The sequence below is a fragment of the Sporosarcina sp. HYO08 genome, from assembly GCF_001563475.1.
Taxonomy (GTDB): domain Bacteria; phylum Bacillota; class Bacilli; order Bacillales_A; family Planococcaceae; genus Sporosarcina.
On record NZ_LPUT01000001.1, the window covers coordinates 547,182 to 567,308 of the forward strand.

General features: G+C 44.9%; 19 protein-coding genes. 18 read left to right on the top strand and 1 reads right to left on the bottom strand.

The window, feature by feature from the left end; all coding sequences use genetic code 11:
* The first annotated feature begins 28 nt into the window (after positions 1-28).
* The 10 genes from buk to AU377_RS02785 all read left to right on the top strand — a co-directional run bounded on the left by buk (position 29) and on the right by AU377_RS02785 (position 12,052).
* Positions 29-1,147 carry a butyrate kinase gene (gene buk, locus AU377_RS02740; RefSeq protein ID WP_067403705.1) on the top strand — a complete coding sequence of 373 codons (1,119 nt, stop codon included), beginning with the start codon at positions 29-31 and terminating at the stop codon, positions 1,145-1,147.
* Complete coding sequence (lpdA, locus tag AU377_RS02745; protein WP_067403708.1) at positions 1,137-2,564, top strand: dihydrolipoyl dehydrogenase; 1,428 nt, start codon at positions 1,137-1,139, stop codon at positions 2,562-2,564. Before buk ends, lpdA begins: the two co-directional genes overlap by 11 nt.
* A gap of 31 nt (positions 2,565-2,595) precedes the next feature.
* Positions 2,596-3,603 carry a thiamine pyrophosphate-dependent dehydrogenase E1 component subunit alpha gene (locus AU377_RS02750; RefSeq protein ID WP_067403711.1) on the top strand — a complete coding sequence of 336 codons (1,008 nt, stop codon included), beginning with the start codon at positions 2,596-2,598 and terminating at the stop codon, positions 3,601-3,603.
* On the top strand, positions 3,603-4,586 hold the full coding sequence (locus tag AU377_RS02755; protein ID WP_067403714.1) for an alpha-ketoacid dehydrogenase subunit beta: 984 nt from the start codon (positions 3,603-3,605) through the stop codon (positions 4,584-4,586). The genes AU377_RS02750 and AU377_RS02755 overlap by 1 nt, the downstream gene beginning before the upstream one ends.
* Positions 4,587-4,605: 19 nt before the next feature.
* Complete coding sequence (locus AU377_RS02760) at positions 4,606-5,907, top strand: dihydrolipoamide acetyltransferase family protein (RefSeq protein WP_067403718.1); 1,302 nt, start codon at positions 4,606-4,608, stop codon at positions 5,905-5,907.
* A gap of 129 nt (positions 5,908-6,036) precedes the next feature.
* Complete coding sequence (locus tag AU377_RS02765) at positions 6,037-7,707, top strand: methylmalonyl-CoA mutase family protein (RefSeq protein ID WP_067403721.1); 1,671 nt, start codon at positions 6,037-6,039, stop codon at positions 7,705-7,707.
* Complete coding sequence (gene scpA / locus AU377_RS02770; RefSeq protein ID WP_067403724.1) at positions 7,707-9,854, top strand: methylmalonyl-CoA mutase; 2,148 nt, start codon at positions 7,707-7,709, stop codon at positions 9,852-9,854. The genes AU377_RS02765 and scpA overlap by 1 nt, the downstream gene beginning before the upstream one ends.
* 41 nt (positions 9,855-9,895) lie before the next feature.
* A complete protein-coding gene (gene meaB, locus AU377_RS02775; protein ID WP_067403957.1) occupies positions 9,896-10,936 on the top strand; it encodes a methylmalonyl Co-A mutase-associated GTPase MeaB in 1,041 nt (346 codons plus the stop codon).
* An 89-nt stretch (positions 10,937-11,025) separates the two neighbouring features.
* Positions 11,026-11,466: a BrxA/BrxB family bacilliredoxin gene (locus AU377_RS02780; RefSeq protein ID WP_067403726.1), complete on the top strand. Its 441-nt coding sequence runs from the start codon at positions 11,026-11,028 to the stop codon at positions 11,464-11,466.
* Positions 11,467-11,659: 193 nt separating this feature from the next.
* Positions 11,660-12,052, top strand: coding sequence for a hypothetical protein (locus AU377_RS02785; protein ID WP_067403729.1), 393 nt, complete (start codon positions 11,660-11,662; stop codon positions 12,050-12,052).
* Between the two features lie 150 nt (positions 12,053-12,202).
* Here the strand turns inward: AU377_RS02785 and prli42 are convergent, their stop codons facing one another.
* Positions 12,203-12,301, bottom strand: a complete 99-nt coding sequence (prli42, locus tag AU377_RS15430; protein WP_156450353.1) for a stressosome-associated protein Prli42 — start codon at positions 12,299-12,301, stop codon at positions 12,203-12,205.
* Positions 12,302-12,416: 115 nt separating this feature from the next.
* Here prli42 and mce point away from each other — a divergent pair, with 115 nt between their 5' ends.
* From mce to AU377_RS02830, 8 genes are all read left to right on the top strand, one after another.
* Complete coding sequence (mce, locus tag AU377_RS02795; protein ID WP_067403735.1) at positions 12,417-12,848, top strand: methylmalonyl-CoA epimerase; 432 nt, start codon at positions 12,417-12,419, stop codon at positions 12,846-12,848.
* Positions 12,832-14,379, top strand: a complete 1,548-nt coding sequence (locus AU377_RS02800) for an acyl-CoA carboxylase subunit beta (RefSeq protein ID WP_067403738.1) — start codon at positions 12,832-12,834, stop codon at positions 14,377-14,379. Before mce ends, AU377_RS02800 begins: the two co-directional genes overlap by 17 nt.
* Positions 14,380-14,391: 12 nt before the next feature.
* Positions 14,392-15,513, top strand: a complete 1,122-nt coding sequence (locus AU377_RS02805; RefSeq protein ID WP_067403741.1) for a M20/M25/M40 family metallo-hydrolase — start codon at positions 14,392-14,394, stop codon at positions 15,511-15,513.
* Between the two features lie 42 nt (positions 15,514-15,555).
* Positions 15,556-16,032, top strand: a complete 477-nt coding sequence (locus tag AU377_RS02810; RefSeq protein WP_067403744.1) for a chemotaxis protein CheW — start codon at positions 15,556-15,558, stop codon at positions 16,030-16,032.
* 90 nt (positions 16,033-16,122) lie between these two features.
* Positions 16,123-17,307, top strand: a complete 1,185-nt coding sequence (locus tag AU377_RS02815) for a DNA polymerase IV (RefSeq protein WP_067403746.1) — start codon at positions 16,123-16,125, stop codon at positions 17,305-17,307.
* 17 nt (positions 17,308-17,324) lie between these two features.
* On the top strand, positions 17,325-18,272 hold the full coding sequence (rnz, locus tag AU377_RS02820; protein WP_067403750.1) for a ribonuclease Z: 948 nt from the start codon (positions 17,325-17,327) through the stop codon (positions 18,270-18,272).
* 204 nt (positions 18,273-18,476) lie between these two features.
* Positions 18,477-19,583, top strand: a complete 1,107-nt coding sequence (locus AU377_RS02825; RefSeq protein WP_067403753.1) for a DUF2325 domain-containing protein — start codon at positions 18,477-18,479, stop codon at positions 19,581-19,583.
* A gap of 74 nt (positions 19,584-19,657) precedes the next feature.
* The gene (locus tag AU377_RS02830; protein ID WP_156450354.1) at positions 19,658-20,050 is read left to right on the top strand and encodes a hypothetical protein; all 393 of its coding nucleotides are present in this window, start codon (positions 19,658-19,660) and stop codon (positions 20,048-20,050) included.
* The last annotated feature ends 77 nt before the right edge of the window (positions 20,051-20,127 follow it).

The window sequence follows — 20,127 nt, forward strand, 5'->3', positions numbered from 1 at the left end:
GCATGATCGATATGGGGGAGGTATTCATGTGCAAAACACATCATTCCGCATCCTGGCGATCAATCCAGGATCCACATCAACAAAAATCGGTGTCTTTGAAGGAAAAAAGCTGTTGATGGAAAAGACATTACGTCATTCATCTGAAGAAATTGCGCGCTTCTCTTCTATCATCGATCAACATCCTTTTCGTAAACAGACCATTCTTGAAACACTTGAAAAAGAAGGTATTAACATTTCCAAGCTGTCCGCTGTTTGCGGGAGAGGCGGACTGCTTCGTCCAATTGAAGGCGGTACATATGCCGTAAACGAAGCAATGCTGCAAGACTTGAAAAAAGGGTACGCGGGACAGCACGCATCGAATCTTGGCGGGATTTTAGCGAACGAAATTGCGAAGGGGCTTAATATTCCGGCCTATATTGTCGATCCTGTCGTCGTCGATGAGCTTGCACCGATTGCCCGTCTTTCTGGTGTTGCTTCCATTGACCGGCTGTCTATTTTCCACGCATTAAACCAAAAAGCCGTTGCGAGACGATTCGCCAAACAAATTGGCAAGAGGTACAAAGAACTCCGTCTCATTGTCACGCATATGGGCGGCGGGATTACGATCGGTGCGCACGAATATGGAAAAGTGATCGACGTCAATAATGGGCTTCATGGCGATGGACCATTCAGTCCCGAGCGAGCAGGTACGGTTCCTGCTGGTGCGCTCGTTGACCTTAGTTTTTCGGGGGATTTGTATCGTGACGAAGTCATGAAATTACTTGTCGGCCGCGGCGGACTTGTTGGTTACTTAGGGACAAACGATGCTGTTCGTGTGGAGAAAATGATAGAACAAGGAAATGAAGAAGCGAAACTGGTTTATGATGCAATGGCTTATCAAATAGCAAAAGAAATCGGCAGTGCTGCTGCTGTTCTAAAAGGTCAAGTAGACGCCATTATTTTAACGGGCGGTCTTGCGTACGGCAAAGAATTTATCAAAAATATTTCCAATCGAATTGATTGGATTTCAGATATTATTGTCTATCCGGGTGAAGATGAATTGCAAGCACTTGCAGAAGGCGCAATCCGCGTCTTGTCTGGCGAAGAAGACGCTAAAAACTATCCATCTGAACTAGGATTGAAGGAGGCAAAATCGTATGGCACGTGAATATGACGTAGTCATTTTAGGCGGAGGAACGGGCGGCTATGTCGCTGCGATCCGTGCTGCACAATTGGGGTTGAAAACGGCTCTTGTAGAAAAAGAGAAACTAGGAGGTACATGTCTCCATAAGGGATGTATTCCGAGTAAAGCATTGCTGAAAAGTGCCGAAGTGTACGATACAGCTAAAAATCAAGCTGAACAGTTCGGGGTCAACGTAAAAGATGTGACGCTCGATTTTAGCCGTGTACAAGAAAGAAAAAGCGGCATTATTAAACAGCTGCATAACGGTGTCACTGCGCTTATGAAAAAAGGCAAGATTGACGTATTTGAAGGAACAGGCCGAATGCTAGGCCCCTCTATTTTCTCGCCAATGCCTGGAACCATTTCTGTTGAAATGAACAACGGTGATGAAAACGAAATGCTTGTTTTGAAAAACTTGATCCTGGCAACTGGCTCCAGGCCACGTACGCTGCTAGGAGTAGACATAGATGAAGAACAAATTTTATCATCAGATGGTGCGTTGTCTATGGAAACGTTGCCAACATCCATGCTCATTGTCGGCGGCGGTGTCATCGGCATTGAATGGGCATCCCTGTTGAATGATTTTGGGGTAGAGGTAACCGTCTTAGAATACGCGGACCGTATCATCCCGACAGAAGATGAAGATATTTCTAAGGAAATGAAAAAACTTCTTTCCAAAAAAGGCATTACATTTGTCACTGGTGCAAAAGTGATTGCTGATTCACTATCTAAAATGAGAGATTCTATTACGATATCAGCAGAGATCAACGGCGAGCAAAAATCATTTACGGCAGAAAAGATGCTGGTCTCAGTCGGTCGAGAAGCAAATGTAGAAGGCATCGGCATTGAAAACACGGAAATTGAAGTGAAAGATAGCGTCATTCAAGTGAGACCGACGTTCCAAACGAAAGAACATCATATTTACGCAATTGGTGATTGTATTGGCGGGCTGCAGCTTGCGCATGTCGCTTCCCATGAGGGCATTGCAGCAGTTGAACATATCGCAGGCATTCAAAATGAACCAATCGACTATACGAAAATCTCCCGCTGTATTTACTCAAGTCCGGAAGCTTCTAGTGTTGGACTGACAGAGCAACAAGCGAAAGCGCAAGGCTTTGATGTGAAAGTAGGTAAATTTCCATTTATGGCGATTGGAAAAGCGCTTGTGAACGGAAATTCAGATGGATTTGTAAAAATCGTTGCGGACAAAGAAACAGATGATATTCTCGGGGTCCACATGATCGGGTCGCACGTGACAGACCTTATTTCTGAGGCAGGTCTTGCGATGGTGCTCGATGCAACGCCGTGGGAAATCGCTACAACAATCCATCCGCATCCGTCACTTTCTGAAGTTATGGGTGAAGCTGCTTTAGCTGTTGAGGGTATCGCAATACACATGTAACTATAGAACTTTTTAAAGGGGGATTATGCACATGACTCAAACACGTCATGAGAAACTTGGTTTAACAAATGAGGATGTTTTGCACATTTATCAAACGATGTTAATGGCTCGCCGCATTGACGAGCGGATGTGGTTATTAAACCGTGCAGGAAAAATTCCATTCGTCGTATCCTGTCAAGGACAAGAAGCGGCACAAGTGGGTGCAGCTTATGCACTCGATAACGACAAAGACTGGATCGCGCCATATTACCGAGACATGGGCGTTGTCCTGCATTTTGGCATGACCGCAAAAGACTTAATGCTGTCAGCGTTTGCGAAAGCCGAAGATCCGAATTCAGGCGGACGTCAAATGCCCGGCCATTTCGGTCAGCGGAAAAATCGTATTTTAACAGGATCATCCCCTGTCACGACACAATTGCCGCATGCAGTCGGCGTTGCACTTGCCGCTAAAATGCGGGGGGAAGATTTTATCACGTTTGTGACGCTTGGGGAAGGTTCTTCCAACCAAGGCGACTTCCACGAAGGCATGAACTTTGCAGGTGTTCATAAGCTTCCGACAGTTGTTATGGTTGAAAATAACAAATATGCCATTTCAGTACCTGTTGACAAACAACTGGCTTGCGAAAATGTTTCAGATCGCGCAATTGGCTACGGCATGCCGGGTGTGACTGTTGACGGTACAGATCCGCTCGCTGTGTATGAAGCGATGAAAACGGCTGCAGATCGTGCACGAAGCGGCGAAGGTCCAAGCCTAGTGGAAGCAATCTGCTATCGCTTAACAGCACACTCATCAGATGACGATCATCGTCAATATCGTGATGCAGAAGAATTGGAAAACGAAAAACAATTTGACCCGCTGCCGAAATTTGCAGCTTATTTAAAAGAAGTGGGCGTCCTAACAGAAGAACTAGAAAAAGAAATGGACGAAGCGATTATGAAAGAAGTAAACGAAGCAACGGAATATGCGGAAAGTGCACCATACGCTGCGCCTGAATCGGCACTTCTTCATGTCTACGCTGAAAAGGGGGAGAACGACTAATGGCAGTCATGTCTTTTATTGATGCGATTACGCTTGCGATGAAAGAAGAAATGGAACGAGACGACCGCGTTTTCGTTCTAGGGGAAGACGTTGGCCGTAAAGGCGGCGTTTTTAAAGCAACGACAGGTCTTTACAATCAATTTGGTGAGTACCGTGCACTCGATACACCACTTGCAGAATCGGCGATCGCGGGTGTTGGGATTGGTGCCGCGATGTATGGCATGCGTCCGATTGCAGAAATGCAGTTTGCAGACTTTATCATGCCTGCTGTTAACCAAATTGTGTCAGAAGCTGCAAAAATTCGTTATCGTTCCAATAATGATTGGACGTGCCCAATTGTCGTTCGTGCCCCGTTCGGCGGCGGAGTGCACGGGGCCCTTTATCATTCACAATCCGTTGAATCGATGTTTAACAGTACGCCAGGTTTGAAAGTTGTTATTCCGTCTACGCCGTATGACGCGAAAGGTTTATTAAAAGCGGCGATTCGTGATGAAGACCCGGTATTATTCTTCGAACATAAACGTGCTTACCGTCTCATTAAAGGCGAAGTGCCAACAGATGATTACGTACTCCCAATTGGTAAAGCAGATGTGAAACGTGAAGGGGAAGATATTACAATTATTACGTATGGACTTTGCGTTCACTTTGCGTTGCAGGCGGCAGAACGTCTTGCGGAAGATGGTATTTCTGCGCATATTCTTGACTTGCGTACAGTATATCCGCTTGATCGTGAAGCAATTATTGAAGCGGCATCTAAAACAGGGAAAGTACTGCTTGTGACGGAAGATAACTTGGAAGGAAGCGTCATGAGTGAAGTGGCGGCGATTATTGCGGAACATTGTCTCTTTGAACTTGACGCACCGATCAAACGATTAGCAGGACCAGACATCCCGTCGATGCCGTATGCACCGACGATGGAGCGGTTCTTCATGATCAATCCAGACAAAGTCGAGCAAGCCGCACGCGAGCTTGCAGAGTTTTAAGAGAAAGGAGGACGCTATCTTGGCGATTGAAAATATTTACATGCCGAAACTCGGCGAAAGTGTTACAGAAGGTACGATTGAAAAATGGCTCGTCAAGCCGGGCGATCATGTGAACAAATATGATCCGCTTGCGGAAGTGAATACGGATAAAGTGACAGCGGAGGTGCCTTCTTCATTCGAAGGGACAATCGTTGAATTAGTCGCAAATGAAGGCGATACGCTGGAAGTCGGTGCGATTGTTTGTACGATTGAGACGGAAGGCGGCAGTATAGCAGCAGAACTGCCGGCAGCTGAAACGGTTGCACCCGAACAAGCAGAGGCAACACCGCAGCCGACTGCTCCTGTGAAACAAACAAAAGGGAAAGCAGCGGGACGCTTTTCACCTGCAGTGCTGAAAATGGCACAAGAACATGACATAGATCTTGCTCTAGTCGAAGGGACAGGACGCGATGGAAGAATTACGCGCAAAGATTTGCAAAAGCTGATTGACAGCGGCACCATTCCGACAGCACCAGAAGCCGAGCAAACAGAAGTCGTGGCACCTGTCCAACCCGCAGCGCAGACAATCGAAACTGCGCCAGCTCCAAAGCCGGCTGAACCGGTCAACGTTCCGACGATGGCGGGGGATGTTGAAATCCCGGTTTCTGGCGTACGCCGTGCCATCGCGAACAATATGCTTCGTTCGAAGCATGAAGCGCCGCACGCGTGGATGATGATTGAAGTCGACGTGACGAATCTTGTGAAACTACGTGACGGATTGAAAAATGATTTTAAACAAAAAGAAGGTTTCAATTTAACGTATTTCGCCTTTTTCGTTAAAGCTGTTTCCCAAGCATTGAAAGAATTCCCGATGATGAATTCCATGTGGGCGGGCGATAAAATTATCCAGAAAAAAGACATTAACATCTCAATTGCCGTTGCGAAGGAAGATTCTTTGTTCGTGCCAGTCATTCAACATGCCGATGATAAAACGATCAAAGGCATCGGCCGCGATATTCATGAACTTGCACAAAAAGTACGCACGGGCAAACTGACAAGTGCGGAAATGCAAGGCGGTACATTTACGGTGAATAATACTGGCTCTTTCGGTTCTGTTCAGTCGATGGGGATTATTAATTATCCGCAGGCCGCGATTTTGCAAGTCGAATCGATCGTTAAGCGTCCAGTTATTATTGACGGTATGATTGCAGTTCGTGATATGGTCAATCTTTGTCTATCACTCGATCACCGCGTGTTAGATGGCCTTATTTGCGGTCAGTTCCTCGCGCGTGTGAAAGAAATCCTGGAAAATATGACAGCAGAAAATACCTCTGTTTATTAATTTATAAAAGTCTTGAAAGTCCCGTGCCGGTTAACTGGTTTCGGGACTTTCTAGCTTTCAACACGATTAAAAGTCATGTACTATAGATATATAGGAAACTGCTTCAAAAATGGGAGGGGAATGTCACCGATGACCATTCAAAAAATGAAACAAACATCATTCGAAAAACCTGATTTTTCTGATTGGGAAAAACAGGCCGTTCAATCATTAAAGGGGAAACCGTTTGAATCGCTTATTACGAAAACAATAGAAGGCATTGACCTTCAACCGTTGTATACAAAAGAGCAGTTAGAAAATGTACATATTCAGTCCCGTGTAACGAAAAAAAATGCCGGCTGGACCATTGCGCAAGAAACTATCGGTACGGATGGAAAAAGCTTTCTAGGAAACTTGCAAAATTCCTTAGCAAGAGGGAACGAAGCAGTTGTTTATGATGGAAAGCAGCCGGTTCAATGGGACGAAGCATCGATTGGACAGTTGGTTAAAACGATTGTGAAAGTGCCAATCGTTTTATCACATGTAGAGGCGAATGATCCAATCCTCACAGTTTTTGACGCAGTTCCAGTAGCCCAACGGAAAAATGTAAGCGGACTCATTTTACATACTCGAGTTACATTACCAGCAGGATATGAAAATGTGCGAACGGCAAGTGGGGATGCTTGGTCGGTGCATCATAACGGGGCGGATGCGGTGACAGAATTGGCGCTTGTGTTATCGCAAGCAGCAGAAGCCGCAACAAAATATAGTGCATTTGACGCTTTCGCTAAAGATTTCTTTGTCCGATTTGCGGTGGATACGCATTTCTTTATGGAAGTTGCGAAATTCCGTGCGTTTCGCCTATTATGGCAGGCATTCGGAAAAGCTTACGATGCGAATGAAATACCAGATGTGCCGATCCTAGCGACAACGTCTTTGCGTTCTTATTCGAAATTAGACCCACACGTCAATTTACTCCGTGCGGGAAATGAAGCGTTTGCGGCTGTGTTAGGCGGCGCAGATGTCATTACGGTTTATCCGCATAATGTATTAACAGGCTCGACAGAAAGCGCGGTTCGCCTAGCGCGCAATATTCAGCTTGTCATCCGCAAAGAGACGCATGTCGGTCATGTGATTGATCCGGCAGGCGGCGCTTATTTTATGGAAGCTTTGACAAGTGAACTAGTCGAAAAGGCTTGGGCGCGTTTTTTGGAAATCGAAGCTTCGGGCGGAACCGATGCATTTTTAAAAAGTGGACAACTTGCCCAGTTATTGGCTGCGCGGCAAGTTGAAGTGGCGACTGGGAAAAAGGCTTTAATCGGTACAAACGTGTACGCGGATTTAACCGAGCCACTTGCGCAAAATGATCAGCAACTGCTGATTGCTAACCGGCTGGCGGAGCCTTTTGAACAATTGAGGGAACAGTTCGCAGTAGCACAGCCTCAGACGGTGTTATTAACGTTTGGCGAATTGAAAAATTTTAAGCCGCGTGCTGACTTCGTCGAAGGTTTTTTGGCGACGGGCGGTATTCAGTCAACATGGAGCCCAGCTTTTCAAAGCGCACAGCAGGCAAAAGAGTGGCTTGCGCAGGAAAAGCCGGATTATGCAATCGTCTGTGCAGCTTCTGGCGAAACCGAACAATTTGTAGAAGGGCTGTTGCAAGCGGGTGTCCCTAATGTGATCTTAGACATTGCTGGAAAATATGACGATAAGCTTTCGCAAAAATGGCAGCAAGCAGGCATCAACGGCTTCCTCTATGCCGGTCAACATAAAGTTGACAAACTCTTAGACATCAAAAGCAAATGGCAAGGGGGACGTGCGTGATGAGGAAACCAGATTTTACAAAAGTACAACTGGATCAGATTCAGCAAGGAGCGGCGCCAAAGCGCAGCTTGTTCACAACGAACGAAGGCATCGATGTGAAATCGTTTTATACGAAGGATGACATTGAAAATGTCAATCATTTGAATGATTACCCCGGCATTGCACCGAATACGCGGGGGCCTTATCCGACGATGTACGTGTCAAGACCATGGACCGTACGACAGTATGCGGGCTTTTCTACTGCCGAGGAAAGCAATGCATTTTATAGAAGAAACTTGGCGATGGGACAGAAAGGGTTGTCGGTTGCTTTTGACTTGGCAACGCATCGCGGTTACGATTCAGATCATCCGCGCGTTACCGGAGATGTCGGAAAAGCGGGTGTCGCAATCGATTCTGTTGAAGATATGAAGATTTTATTTGCCGGTATTCCACTCGATCAAATGTCCGTATCGATGACGATGAACGGTGCCGTCTTGCCGATTATGGCATTCTATATTGTTGCGGCGGAAGAACAAGGCGTTACGCCAGAAAAGCTCGCAGGGACGATCCAGAATGATATTTTGAAAGAGTATATGGTACGCAATACGTATATTTTCCCGCCCGACATGTCGATGAAAATTATTGCTGATATTTTCGAATATACCTCACAAAATATGCCGAAATTCAACTCGATTTCGATTTCTGGCTATCATATGCAGGAAGCGGGGGCAACGGCGGATATTGAACTTGCCTATACACTGGCGGATGGATTGGAGTATGTTCGAACGGGATTAAAAGCTGGCATTGATATTGATTCATTTGCACCTAGATTATCGTTTTTCTGGGCAATCGGTATGAATTATTTTATGGAAATTGCCAAAATGCGTGCCGCGCGTAAAATTTGGGCACAAATGATGCAGTCCTTCGATCCGAAAAATCCGAAATCGCTTGCGCTGCGCACGCATTCGCAAACGTCGGGCTGGAGTTTAACCGAACAAGATCCGTTCAATAATGTCACTAGAACATTGATCGAGGCGAATGCGGCCGCCATGGGGCATACACAATCGCTTCATACAAATGCATTAGACGAAGCCATTGCGCTGCCAACCGACTTTTCAGCGCGCATCGCGCGGAACACACAACTGTTCTTGCAAGAAGAAACGATGATGACAAAAGTGATCGATCCATGGGGCGGTTCGTATTATGTGGAAAAATTAACAGACGAGCTCATGGAAAAAGCGTGGCAGTTAATTGAAGAAATTGAAGACCTCGGCGGCATGGCAAAAGCAATTGAAACCGGCTTGCCGAAAATGAAAATTGAAGAGGCTGCGGCGAAACGACAAGCGCAAATTGACTCGAATGCAGAAACAATTGTTGGGGTGAATCAATATCGTCTAGCTGAGGAAGAACCGATCGATATTTTAGATATCGATAATACACTCGTTCGAGAGAAGCAAGTGAACCGCATTCAAGAAATGAAAGCGAAACGTGACGATCATGAAGTAGCGAAAGCGCTTGCGGCGATTAAGGATGCCGCAAGCAGCGGAATTGGCAATCTATTAGCGTTGGCAGTCGATGCAGCCCGGGCTCGTGCGACGATTGGTGAAATTTCGGATGCGATTGAAAAAGTATCGGGCAGACATAAGGCGGTGATTCGATCAGTGAGCGGGGTTTACAGTTCCAATTTTTCAAATCAAGAAGAAATTGAAGATGTGAAAGAAATGGCAGAAGAATTTCTCGAAAATGAAGGGCGCAGACCGCGAATTCTGATCGCTAAAATGGGACAGGACGGCCATGACCGCGGTGCGAAAGTGATCGCCTCATCATTCGCGGATCTTGGTTTCGACGTGGACATTGGCCCATTGTTCCAAACGCCTGCTGAAACAGCATTGCAGGCAGCGGAAAATGATGTCCATGTCATCGGCGTTAGTTCGCTGGCAGCAGGACATAAAACGCTCGTTCCTGCCCTTCGTGAAGAGCTTGTGAAAATTGGGCGGGAAGATATCATGATCGTTGTCGGCGGTGTGATTCCTGCACAAGATTACGCATTTCTTCGTGAAAATGGTGCATCCGCGATTTTCGGTCCGGGAACCGTTATTCCGGTTGCTGCCGAGAAAGTGATTGAAGAAATTTATCGTCGTCTTGGGTATGAGGAAGTGGTCGAGTGACGGAAAATCGCAAACAGACTGAAGAGAGTGCCCTCCATGTAATGGGCGGCCTGCCCGCGTCGCATGATGGCATGGACAAAACAACGCGCAAACGATTTGTGAAAAAAGACCGCTCGATTCCTATCGATGAGCTGACAACAAACATTTTAAGCGGTTCACGGCTCGATCTCGCAAAAGGCATTACGCTGTTAGAAAGTACAAAATCGATTGACCGGGAAGCGGGACAGCAATTATTGCTAAATGTCATGCCGCATACAGGCAATAGCATTCGAATCGGGATCACTGGTGTACCAGGAGCTGGTAAAAGTACATTTATCGAAGCTTTCGGTTTAATGCTCGCGGAAGCAGGACATAAAGTTGCAGTACTCGCGATTGATCCAAGCTCGACGCTTTCAGGCGGAAGTATTCTTGGGGATAAAACCCGAATGGAGACGCTTGCGAAGCATCCGAATGCTTTTATTCGGCCTTCGCCTTCTTCTGGTACATTGGGGGGTGTCCATAAGAAGTCGAGGGAAACGATGTTATTATGTGAAGCGGCTGGATACGATGTATTGTTAATCGAAACGGTTGGTGTGGGACAAAGCGAAACGATCGTTCGCGGCATGGTGGACTTTTTCCTCATGCTCGCGCTAACAGGAGCCGGAGACGAATTACAAGGGATGAAAAAAGGAATTATGGAACTTGTCGATGCGATCATTGTGCATAAGGCGGATGGCGATAACTTAAAATTGGCAAAAAAAACGGTGAGAGAATACCGCCAGTTGCTGGGATTTTTGCATCCCGCATCACCGGGATGGACACCGGTCGCAATGCCCGTTTCATCGATTCAAAAAACAGGGCTTGATGTGGTGTGGGAAACGATTCAATCGTTTAAAGCAGCGATGGAAGAAAGTGCATACTGGGAAGAACGAAGACAAGCGCAGACGAAAGATTGGTTCCATGCGATGATCCATGATCGATTGATCGATTCGTTTTTCTCAAAGCCTCATCGGAAAGAAAAAGTTGCGGGGCTTGAAAGGGAATTAATGGATGGTAAATTAACGGTGACCAGCGCAATCGATCAGTTATTTGATGAGGGATGATTTAAATCGATCTTAGGGGATTCATCGATTGCGGGAAATGTTTCCTTTTGCTATGATGAAAATGAAAAAAGAAAGGGGATACAACACCAATGAGCATGGATTTCAATTTATATATGGACCAAATCTTAACGCAAGGGCGCGGTGAAATGGAAGCTAGCGGATATGAGCAGCTTCAAACGCCAGAACAGGTAGAAGAAGCTTTCAAAAGACCTGGTACGACATTAGTCGCAGTCAATTCCGTTTGCGGATGTGCGGGCGGCATTATGCGTCCTGCAGCTGCGCATGCAGTTCATTATGATAAGCGCCCGGATCATCTTGTTACGGTATTTGCTGGACAAGATAAAGAAGCAACAGCGCAAGCACGTATGCACTTCGGCGAAGATCATCTGCCATCCTCACCGTCATTTGCTTTACTAAAAGACGGCAAGCTCGTTGCGGAAATTGGCCGCCACGAAATCGAAGGGCATGACCCAATGTCTGTAGTAGCAAACTTACAAAGCCAATTTGAGGAGTTCTGTGAGGAAGTATAATCACAAATGTAAAACAGCCTGTTAATCTGCACAGATTAACAGGCTGTTTTTATTCATTTTGATGCTTCATCACGTGATCGACCGGATGAAGTGGATATGCTATAATTTTAGCATCATCTCCAATGAATAAGATCTCTAGAATTCTCTTTGGAATCCCCTATGCCAACATAATCGAAGGGAATGAAATTATATTATGGATGATATCACGCAAATTTTGAGGTCAGTTTTAAGAGAAGAATTGCAACCTATCCAGCAGGAACTAAAGCAATTAAACAACCGTGTTAATTTAATTGAAAAGGATCTAGGGCAAGTAAAAGAAGATTTGGGACAAGTAAAAGAAGAGTTAGGGCAAGTAAAAGAAGAGCTAGGACAAGTAAAAGAAGATTTAGGGCAAGTAAAAGAAACTGTCATCGTCATGGGTGCCAAACAACAAATTATGTACGAGCAAACGGCTAGATTAAGTGAATACCATTCGGAAACTATGACTAAATTTGAACAGCTTGCGACGAAGGAAGATCTGGAATATTTCGATAAAAAAATTTCCGAACATGATCGAGAGATTTTTAAATTAAAACAGAGGGCGTAAACTAGTTAGGAAGGTTTTTCGCTCTGAAATGATACAAATTATAAAAACAGCGAAACTATATAAGTTTCTCATTGATCTTTATCAACACAAAAACAGTCCTAAACATGTACGTAATCACATGTTTAGGACTGTTTTTGCACTTGTATCAACTTATCCTAACATTGCGCTAAGCCCAAATAATAAACTAGAGGCTACCATTGCGATGATCATTAAATAGACAACAATTTTTTGAATTTTTTTATTGCTCATGTTTCAAGACACCTCACGTCAAAGATACTTCTATTTTAGCAGAAATCCCGAATTTCTCAACAGCTAGCGAATGCTTCCAGTAAATTGTACAATAGGAAAGAAGGGGGAATGGGCGATGAAAAAAGTGGATCATATTGGGATTGCCGTAAAAAGTATCGATCGTTCGTTAGACTATTATATACAGACGCTAGGCTTGTCATGCCTGGCGATTGAAGAAGTGAAAAGTCAAAAAGTACGGGTCGCTTTTCTAGATGCGGGTAATATAAAGTTGGAGCTTTTGGAACCGATTGGGGAAGAGGGTCCAGTTGCAACTTTTATTGAAAAGCGCGGTGAAGGTATTCACCATATCGCATTTGGCGTACCTGATATTCGCACGAGAATGGCGGAGTTAAAAGAAAAAGGGGTTCAACTTTTGCAAGAAGAGCCGAAATTAGGAGCAGGCGGGGCAGAAGTGGCTTTCCTCCATCCGAAATCATCATTCGGCGTTTTGTATGAACTGTGTGAGAAAAGTGGCAAAGGGGGGGTCTTAAATGGATATTTACGATAAAATTAATGAGTTATACGACAAAAAACGAGAAATTGAACTGGGCGGCGGCGATGAACGCATTGCCAAGCAACATGAAAAAGGGAAATTAACGGCACGAGAACGAATTGATTTACTGTTAGATAAAGATTCGTTCGTGGAATTAAATCCATTTGTTACCCATCGAACACGCGACTTTGGCATGGATACGCAAGTGGGTCCCGGCGATGGTGTGGTGACGGGTTACGGGAAAATCGATGGCAGATCCGTTTATTTATTCTCCCAAGATTTTACTGTTTTTGGCGGTGCTTTAGGTGAAATGCATGCGATGAAAATCGCCAATGTGATGGATTTAGCCGCCAAAAACGGTGCACCTTTTATCGGTCTGAATGATTCCGGCGGCGCGCGCATTCAAGAAGGGGTTGTGTCCCTCGACGGATATGGCGAGATTTTTTATCGGAATGCTATTTACTCGGGTGTCATTCCGCAAATTTCAGTTATTCTTGGTCCTTGTGCAGGCGGTGCTGTTTATTCCCCGGCGATTACGGACTTTGTGTTTATGACCGATGAAACGAGCCAAATGTTCATTACAGGACCGAAAGTCATTGAGACGGTAACGGGTGAAAAAATTTCTTCCGAGGATCTTGGAGGTTCGAAAGTACATAATACAATTAGCGGGAATGCACATTTCCGCGGAAAAGATGAAGCGACGGTTTTAGCCGATGTGCGCAAATTGTTTAGTTATTTGCCGCAAAATAACAAAGAACAAACGCCGATCCTTCCATTTGATGAGCAAGACGATTACCGTCCAGATTTAGCGGATGTTGTCCCATTTGAAACTACGCGTCCGTACGATATTCGCCGCGTCATTGAACAAGTGGTAGACAGCGAATCATTTATGGAAGTGCAGGCGGAATTTGCACGCAATGCCGTCGTTGGATTTGCGCGGATGAAAGGCGAAACGGTTGGACTCGTTTGTAATCAGCCGAGAGTGATGGCAGGCGGACTCGACATCGATTCCTCCGATAAGATTGCGCGGTTTATCCGTACATGCGACTCGTTTAATATTCCACTCATCACATTTGAAGATGTCACTGGCTTTTTCCCTGGCGTTAAGCAAGAGCACGGCGGTATTATTCGTCACGGCGCAAAAATTTTGTATGCGTATTCGGAAGCAACTGTGCCAAAAATGACGGTTATTTTACGAAAAGCATTTGGCGGCGCTTATGTTGCGTTAAATTCCAAGTCGATCGGTGCCGATGTCGTATTTGCATGGCCAAATGCGGAAATTGCTGTGATGGGTGCGGAAGGGGCAGCCAATATTATTTTCGCACGTGAAATTGATTCAAGCGACAATCCTGAAGCGACACGTGCCGAAAAAATTGTCGAGTACCGGGATAAGTTTTCGAATCCTTACGTCGCCGCTTCGCATGGTATGGTTGACGATGTCATTGATCCGCGGGAAACACGTATTAAACTGCTGCAAGCGCTTGAAATGATGCGTAACAAACAAGAAACGAGACCGGCAAAGAAACATGGAAATATTCCACTATAAGGAGATGCTCGGATGAATCAGCAAAGATTAATTGAAGAATTTATGGAACTAGTACAAATTAATTCTGAAACGAAGGACGAACGGCAAATTGCAGACGTCTTAACAAAGAAAATGGAAGCACTCGGTTTCGACGTGGAAGAAGATAATTCGGATGACGAAAATGGACATGGCGCGGGGAACTTAATTGCCACGAAAAAAGGAACCGTTTCGACTGCAGACCCAATTTATTTTACTTGTCATATGGATACAGTCGTTCCAGGGTTAAACATTAAGCCCGAGTTGCGGGAAGACGGCTATATTTACTCGGACGGCACAACGATTCTCGGTGCGGATGATAAAGCCGGCATCGCTGCATTATTTGAAATGGCACGGATGCTGAATGAGCAAAAGGTAGCGCATGGTGATGTACAGTTCATCATTACAGCAGGTGAGGAAAGCGGCTTAGCGGGTGCGAAAGAAATGGATCCGGCTGTCATTACCGCGAAATATGGCTACGCCGTAGATAGCGACGGCAAAGTGGGCGGCATTGTGACCGCTGCACCGTTCCAAGCAAAACTTCAAACGATTATTCGAGGCAAAACGGCGCATGCGGGCGTTGCGCCGGAAAAAGGTGTATCAGCGATTAATATCGCAGCGAAATCGATTGCGGCAATGACACTCGGTCGAATCGACAAAGAAACGACCGCGAATATCGGCCGTTTTGAAGGCGGACGCGCGACTAATATTGTGTGTGATGAAGTGCATATTTTATCGGAAGCACGTTCCCTTCAAGAAGACAAGCTCAATAAACAAACGGCGCACATGGTAGAAACATTCGAAGAAACTGCAGGGCGGATGGGCGGACAAGCTGAAACGGAAGTGCAGCTGATGTACCCAGGTTTTCGCATTGGAGAAGAAGCACAAGTCATTCAAACTGCTATTCAAGCGATTGAAAAGATTGGCCGGACACCGAAATTAATGACAAGTGGCGGTGGGAGTGACGGCAACGTCTTTAATGGATTTGGCATTCCGACAGTGACTTTATCAGTCGGCTATGAAGAAATTCATACGACGAAGGAACGGATGCCCGTTGAAGAACTGGAAAAATTGACGGAGCTGCTCTTTGAAATTGTTCGCGTAACAGCGGAGCAGTAATCGCCATCTAAAACGAATTGATAAAAAAGGAAGGTTCAACTGATGAGCTATTTAAAAACAGTCATCGTGCAATGTGGCAATGAAGAATACGCATTGGACATTGCATCGGTCGTCTCGATCGAACGGTTAGAAAAAGTTACGCCGATCCCGCATCTTCCAAGTTTTGTCGTAGGACTCATGAACATTCGCGGGGAACTCGTTCCAATTTTAGATTTTGAGCAAATTTTATATAACAAAAGCGCATTAACGCATGATGAAACACGTGTTGTTGTCGTCCAAACGGATCGTCTCCATATTGGCCTGCTTGTCCCTGATGCGAAAGAAATACTCGATATTCCAACAAGTTCATTAACGAAGACAGGGCTGCTCGCTTATTCCAAAACGCCTTACTTTACAGCTGTGGCGAATTTAGAAAACCGAATGATTACTATGATTGACCCGGAAATTTTGTCGGAAACGATAACGGCTATGGATGAAATTGAAGAGTATGTAGAGACGCAAGCAGCGGCGGCCCTATAATTACTATACGCGAAACCGGTCGGGGTCTTCCGCCCGGTTTTTGCTTGATTCTTGTGGAAAATTCCGAAATGAAGAAAGGAAGGACATGAAATGCTATCGAATCGCAAAGTGCAGACAAGAGTCATTTTACATTTGGATATGAACAGTTTTTTTGCATCGGTCGAGCAGGCGCATGATCCTTCTTTAAAAGGAATCCCGATGGCGGTTGCGGGAAATCCGAAACAACGGCGCGGCATTTTGGTCACTTGCTCCTACGAAGCACGGGCGCTTGGCATTTACACAACGATGACGGTCGGGGAAGCGAAACGGCTTTGTCCGGATCTTGTCATCGTCCCGCCGGATTTTGACAAGTATCGAACCGCGTCTGCTGCTGTTTTCACTTTATTGCGCTCGTACACGGACCTTGTAGAACCTGTTTCAATCGATGAAGCGTATATTGATATTACTAATATTGGCGGTTTAACGAATGCGGTCGATATCGCGAAAAATATGCAGCAGCGGATTTATAACGAACTTGATTTACCTTGCTCCATTGGGATCGCGCCGAACAAGTTTCTCGCCAAAACGGCTTCTGATATGAAAAAGCCAATGGGTATTACGATTTTGCGTAAACGGGAAGTGCCATCGAAACTTTGGCCGCTGCCGGTCATAGAGATGCATGGTGTTGGGAAAAGCACGGAGCAAAAGCTGAACGAACTTGGTATTTATACAATTGGCGAGTTGGCGCAGTCAGAAGAATTGATCGTCAAAGCATTACTTGGTAAAAATGGACAGCGTCTAAGGAAACGGGCAAACGGCATCGACTATCGTCCCGTCGATCCCGAAGCGGCAGCTGAAATGAAAAGCGTTGGCAGTTCAACAACTTTACCAGTCGATGAAACAGAAATGGCAGGCTGTTTAACGGTGTTAAAAGGGCTGGCGGAAAAAGTTGCGGGGCGGCTCGAACAAAGACAGCTCGCCGGTTCCGTTGTCATGATTCAAATACGTTCGGCCGATTGGCGCAATCATACACGAAGCCGGACTGTATTAAATCCAATCTATCAAGCACAAGATATTTACAGTGTCGCTTCCGAATTATTCAAACACCATTGGGATGAAGAACCCGTTCGGCTCCTTGGGATCACGGTCTCCAATGTCATTCCGGTGAATGAAATATTCGAACAGCTGTCGATCGATAATTTCGAGCAACATGCCAAAGAGGAACAACTAGACAATTTGGTTTCACAATTAGAGAAAAAGTTTGGGCTTGGGTCCGTCAAACGAGGCAAACTTTGAAAGGATGGTAGGTTGTTATGGAACTGCAATTTTTAGGAACTGGTGCAGGTATGCCGTCCAAAATGCGCAACACTTCGGCTGTTGTTTTAAATTTAGCCGCAGAAGGAGAAGGGTATTGGCTTTTCGACTGCGGGGAAGCAACGCAGCATCAAATTTTACATACATCGTTAAAACCACGAAAGGTTAGCAAAATCTTCATTACCCATTTACATGGCGACCATATTTTTGGTTTGCCGGGGTTGATTGGCTCTCGTTCTTTCCTTGGCGGGGAGGAAAAGCTTGAGATTTATGGGCCAGTCGGACTGAAAGAATGGCTGCTCACAACACTTCGGATTACAAAAACCCATTTGAACTATACGCTCACCATCCATGAGATTGGGGAAGGAACTATTTTTGAAGACGACAACTTCCGTGTCACTGCGAAGAACTTAGCGCACGTCTTACCTTGCCTTGGCTATCGAATCGAACAAAAACCGCTGCCCGGTAAATTACTCATCGATCGTGTCCATGAACTCGGTGTGCCGAAAGGTCCGCTGCTTAAACAGTTAAAAGACGGACAGGACGTTACGTTGGAAGATGGGCGGTTGATCCAAAGTAAAGACGTTACCGGGGAACCGCAAAAAGGGTTTACCGTCGCGATTTTAGGAGATACAAGCTACTGCGCCGCGGCCGTTGAATTAGCAAGTGGTGCAGATATCCTCGTCCATGAGGCAACATTTGATAATGAAACAGGAAATCTTGCGAAGGAATTCGGTCATTCCACAATCGGAGATGCAGCAACTGTTGCGAAAAAAGCCGATGTCAAAACGTTAATCGCCAATCATATTAGCGCCCGCTTTTTACCAAGTGACGTGGCAAACTTAAAAAAACAGGGACGAGCGATTTTCCCAACGCTTTATATTGCGGAAGACTTCGCAAGATTTGAATGGAAAAATGGGGAAGTGATTCGGGCTGATGACGATTGAATCGCTATAGAAGATTGAGCTCTCACAAAAAGGTGGGAGCTTTTTATATTTTCAAAAGGAGTTTTGGTAGGGCAACACGAATGTTTTCATAATGGCATGATGAATTATCAGATGATTAAGACTTAAATATGCTAAGCTTTTAATATACTGATATTATACTCTTCACTGATTAACCAAAAACCTATCGAAAGGAGTGTACAGGATATGGAAATGATAAAACAAGAAATCATTCATCTCATTGAAAAAATGTCCGATGAATCGATCGAAGAAACAAAACAACAAGTGGATCAGCTATTTGAATTCATCAAGTTATCCCATTCGATTTGGGGCACTGTACCGGATATTGTAAAGCCAAGCGAAACGGTAGAGACAGAAACTTCTAGTGAAACGATGACTACTTTGCAAGATTCTTCACAAAAAATAATAGCGACAGCTGTCACCAATGAATCGAATGCCGAGCTTGGCGTGCCACTTGATCGTAAACTAAAAGGCGGTATTTTGAAAGGGAAAAACGGCGATGTCTTTATCCCTGAAAAACTTATTCGAACGCATGGTTTTGTACACGGCGATTATATTGAAGCGATCGGCGACGATCCCCATAATTTATATTTCATTAAACGAAGGGAGAGCACAACTGCACATGAATGCAATCGAGTAGAATTATCTTATTGTCTATTATCAACGACTTCTGACGGCTATTTAGTCGCAAATCAAAGGATTATGGATGGTAAAATCCAAACGATTAAACTCGACGGCGAAACGCCTTATCAATTTTTAATTAAAGACAATGAAATCCAAAGTTATCAACTACAACAAGGCAGCGTCGTAGCGATCGCTTATTTCCGCAATAATCCGAGCAGCTACCGCGTCGTTTGGCAATACCCCGATTATACCGATGAACTCGCAACACAGACCCCAAAACCTTCAAGTTATTACAAAGAATCAAGTAACCATAAGGAAAATAAATGGAATATTGCGGAAGAGCAACTATTAAAAGATAAGAACATTGTCATTGTTGGTGCAGATTTCAGATCTTCCGACTTCATCGCGCTCGCAGACGAAGCAGATTTCACCATTCATACATTAAGCGGTGATGAGAATCGATCGCGGTTTGAAGCAGCTGTTCGCAACGTCGATCTCATTATTTCCGCAAGTGCCCATTCCTCTCACCGAAGCAGCAAAATCGCAAAAGACTATGCGAAAAAATACAACATCCCATTTCGTGCTGCACCAACAAGTCAATCATCAATCAAAAAAGCCATTGTGCATGGGATTAAAGAATCGTATATTCCTTTTCATTCGTTTTTTTGAATAATGAATAAAAATATTTATATGAGGCTGTTCTAGAAGTGCCTGGCGCTACGATATATCGAGAAAGCTGTTAGGTGATTAACTTGCAGAATTATGAGTTATTGAAAGTGGCAAAAGATGTGGAGGGTGGGTATTGTAAAGTTAAACTCAACCTGTCTGATGGCCCCATTATCATTCGTTGGGGCTTGGATGAATATACCTACGAAAACATGAAGAAAACAGTTTCAAGAAATTATTTTGATTCATTAGCGAAACAGTATCGATTTGAATTACTGCCGTATGAAACGGCCATTCTGGATGCCGAACAATGGACAGTTTTTAAAGCGCATATTCGATGTGTACAAGGGGATCGGGCATGCAGAATTGACTTTCCCTGCTCCGAAACATTTGCGGGTAATTTGCGGTGGATCCGAACGGAAGTGACTTCGATCAATGATTTGCAGCATTTGGAGTGGGGATTGGAATAATGGTTGTTTTATTCGGTAAGCTTGTACTGCAATAATCTTCCCCATCTGATTATTCTACTTGAAGGAGTCGATTGAAA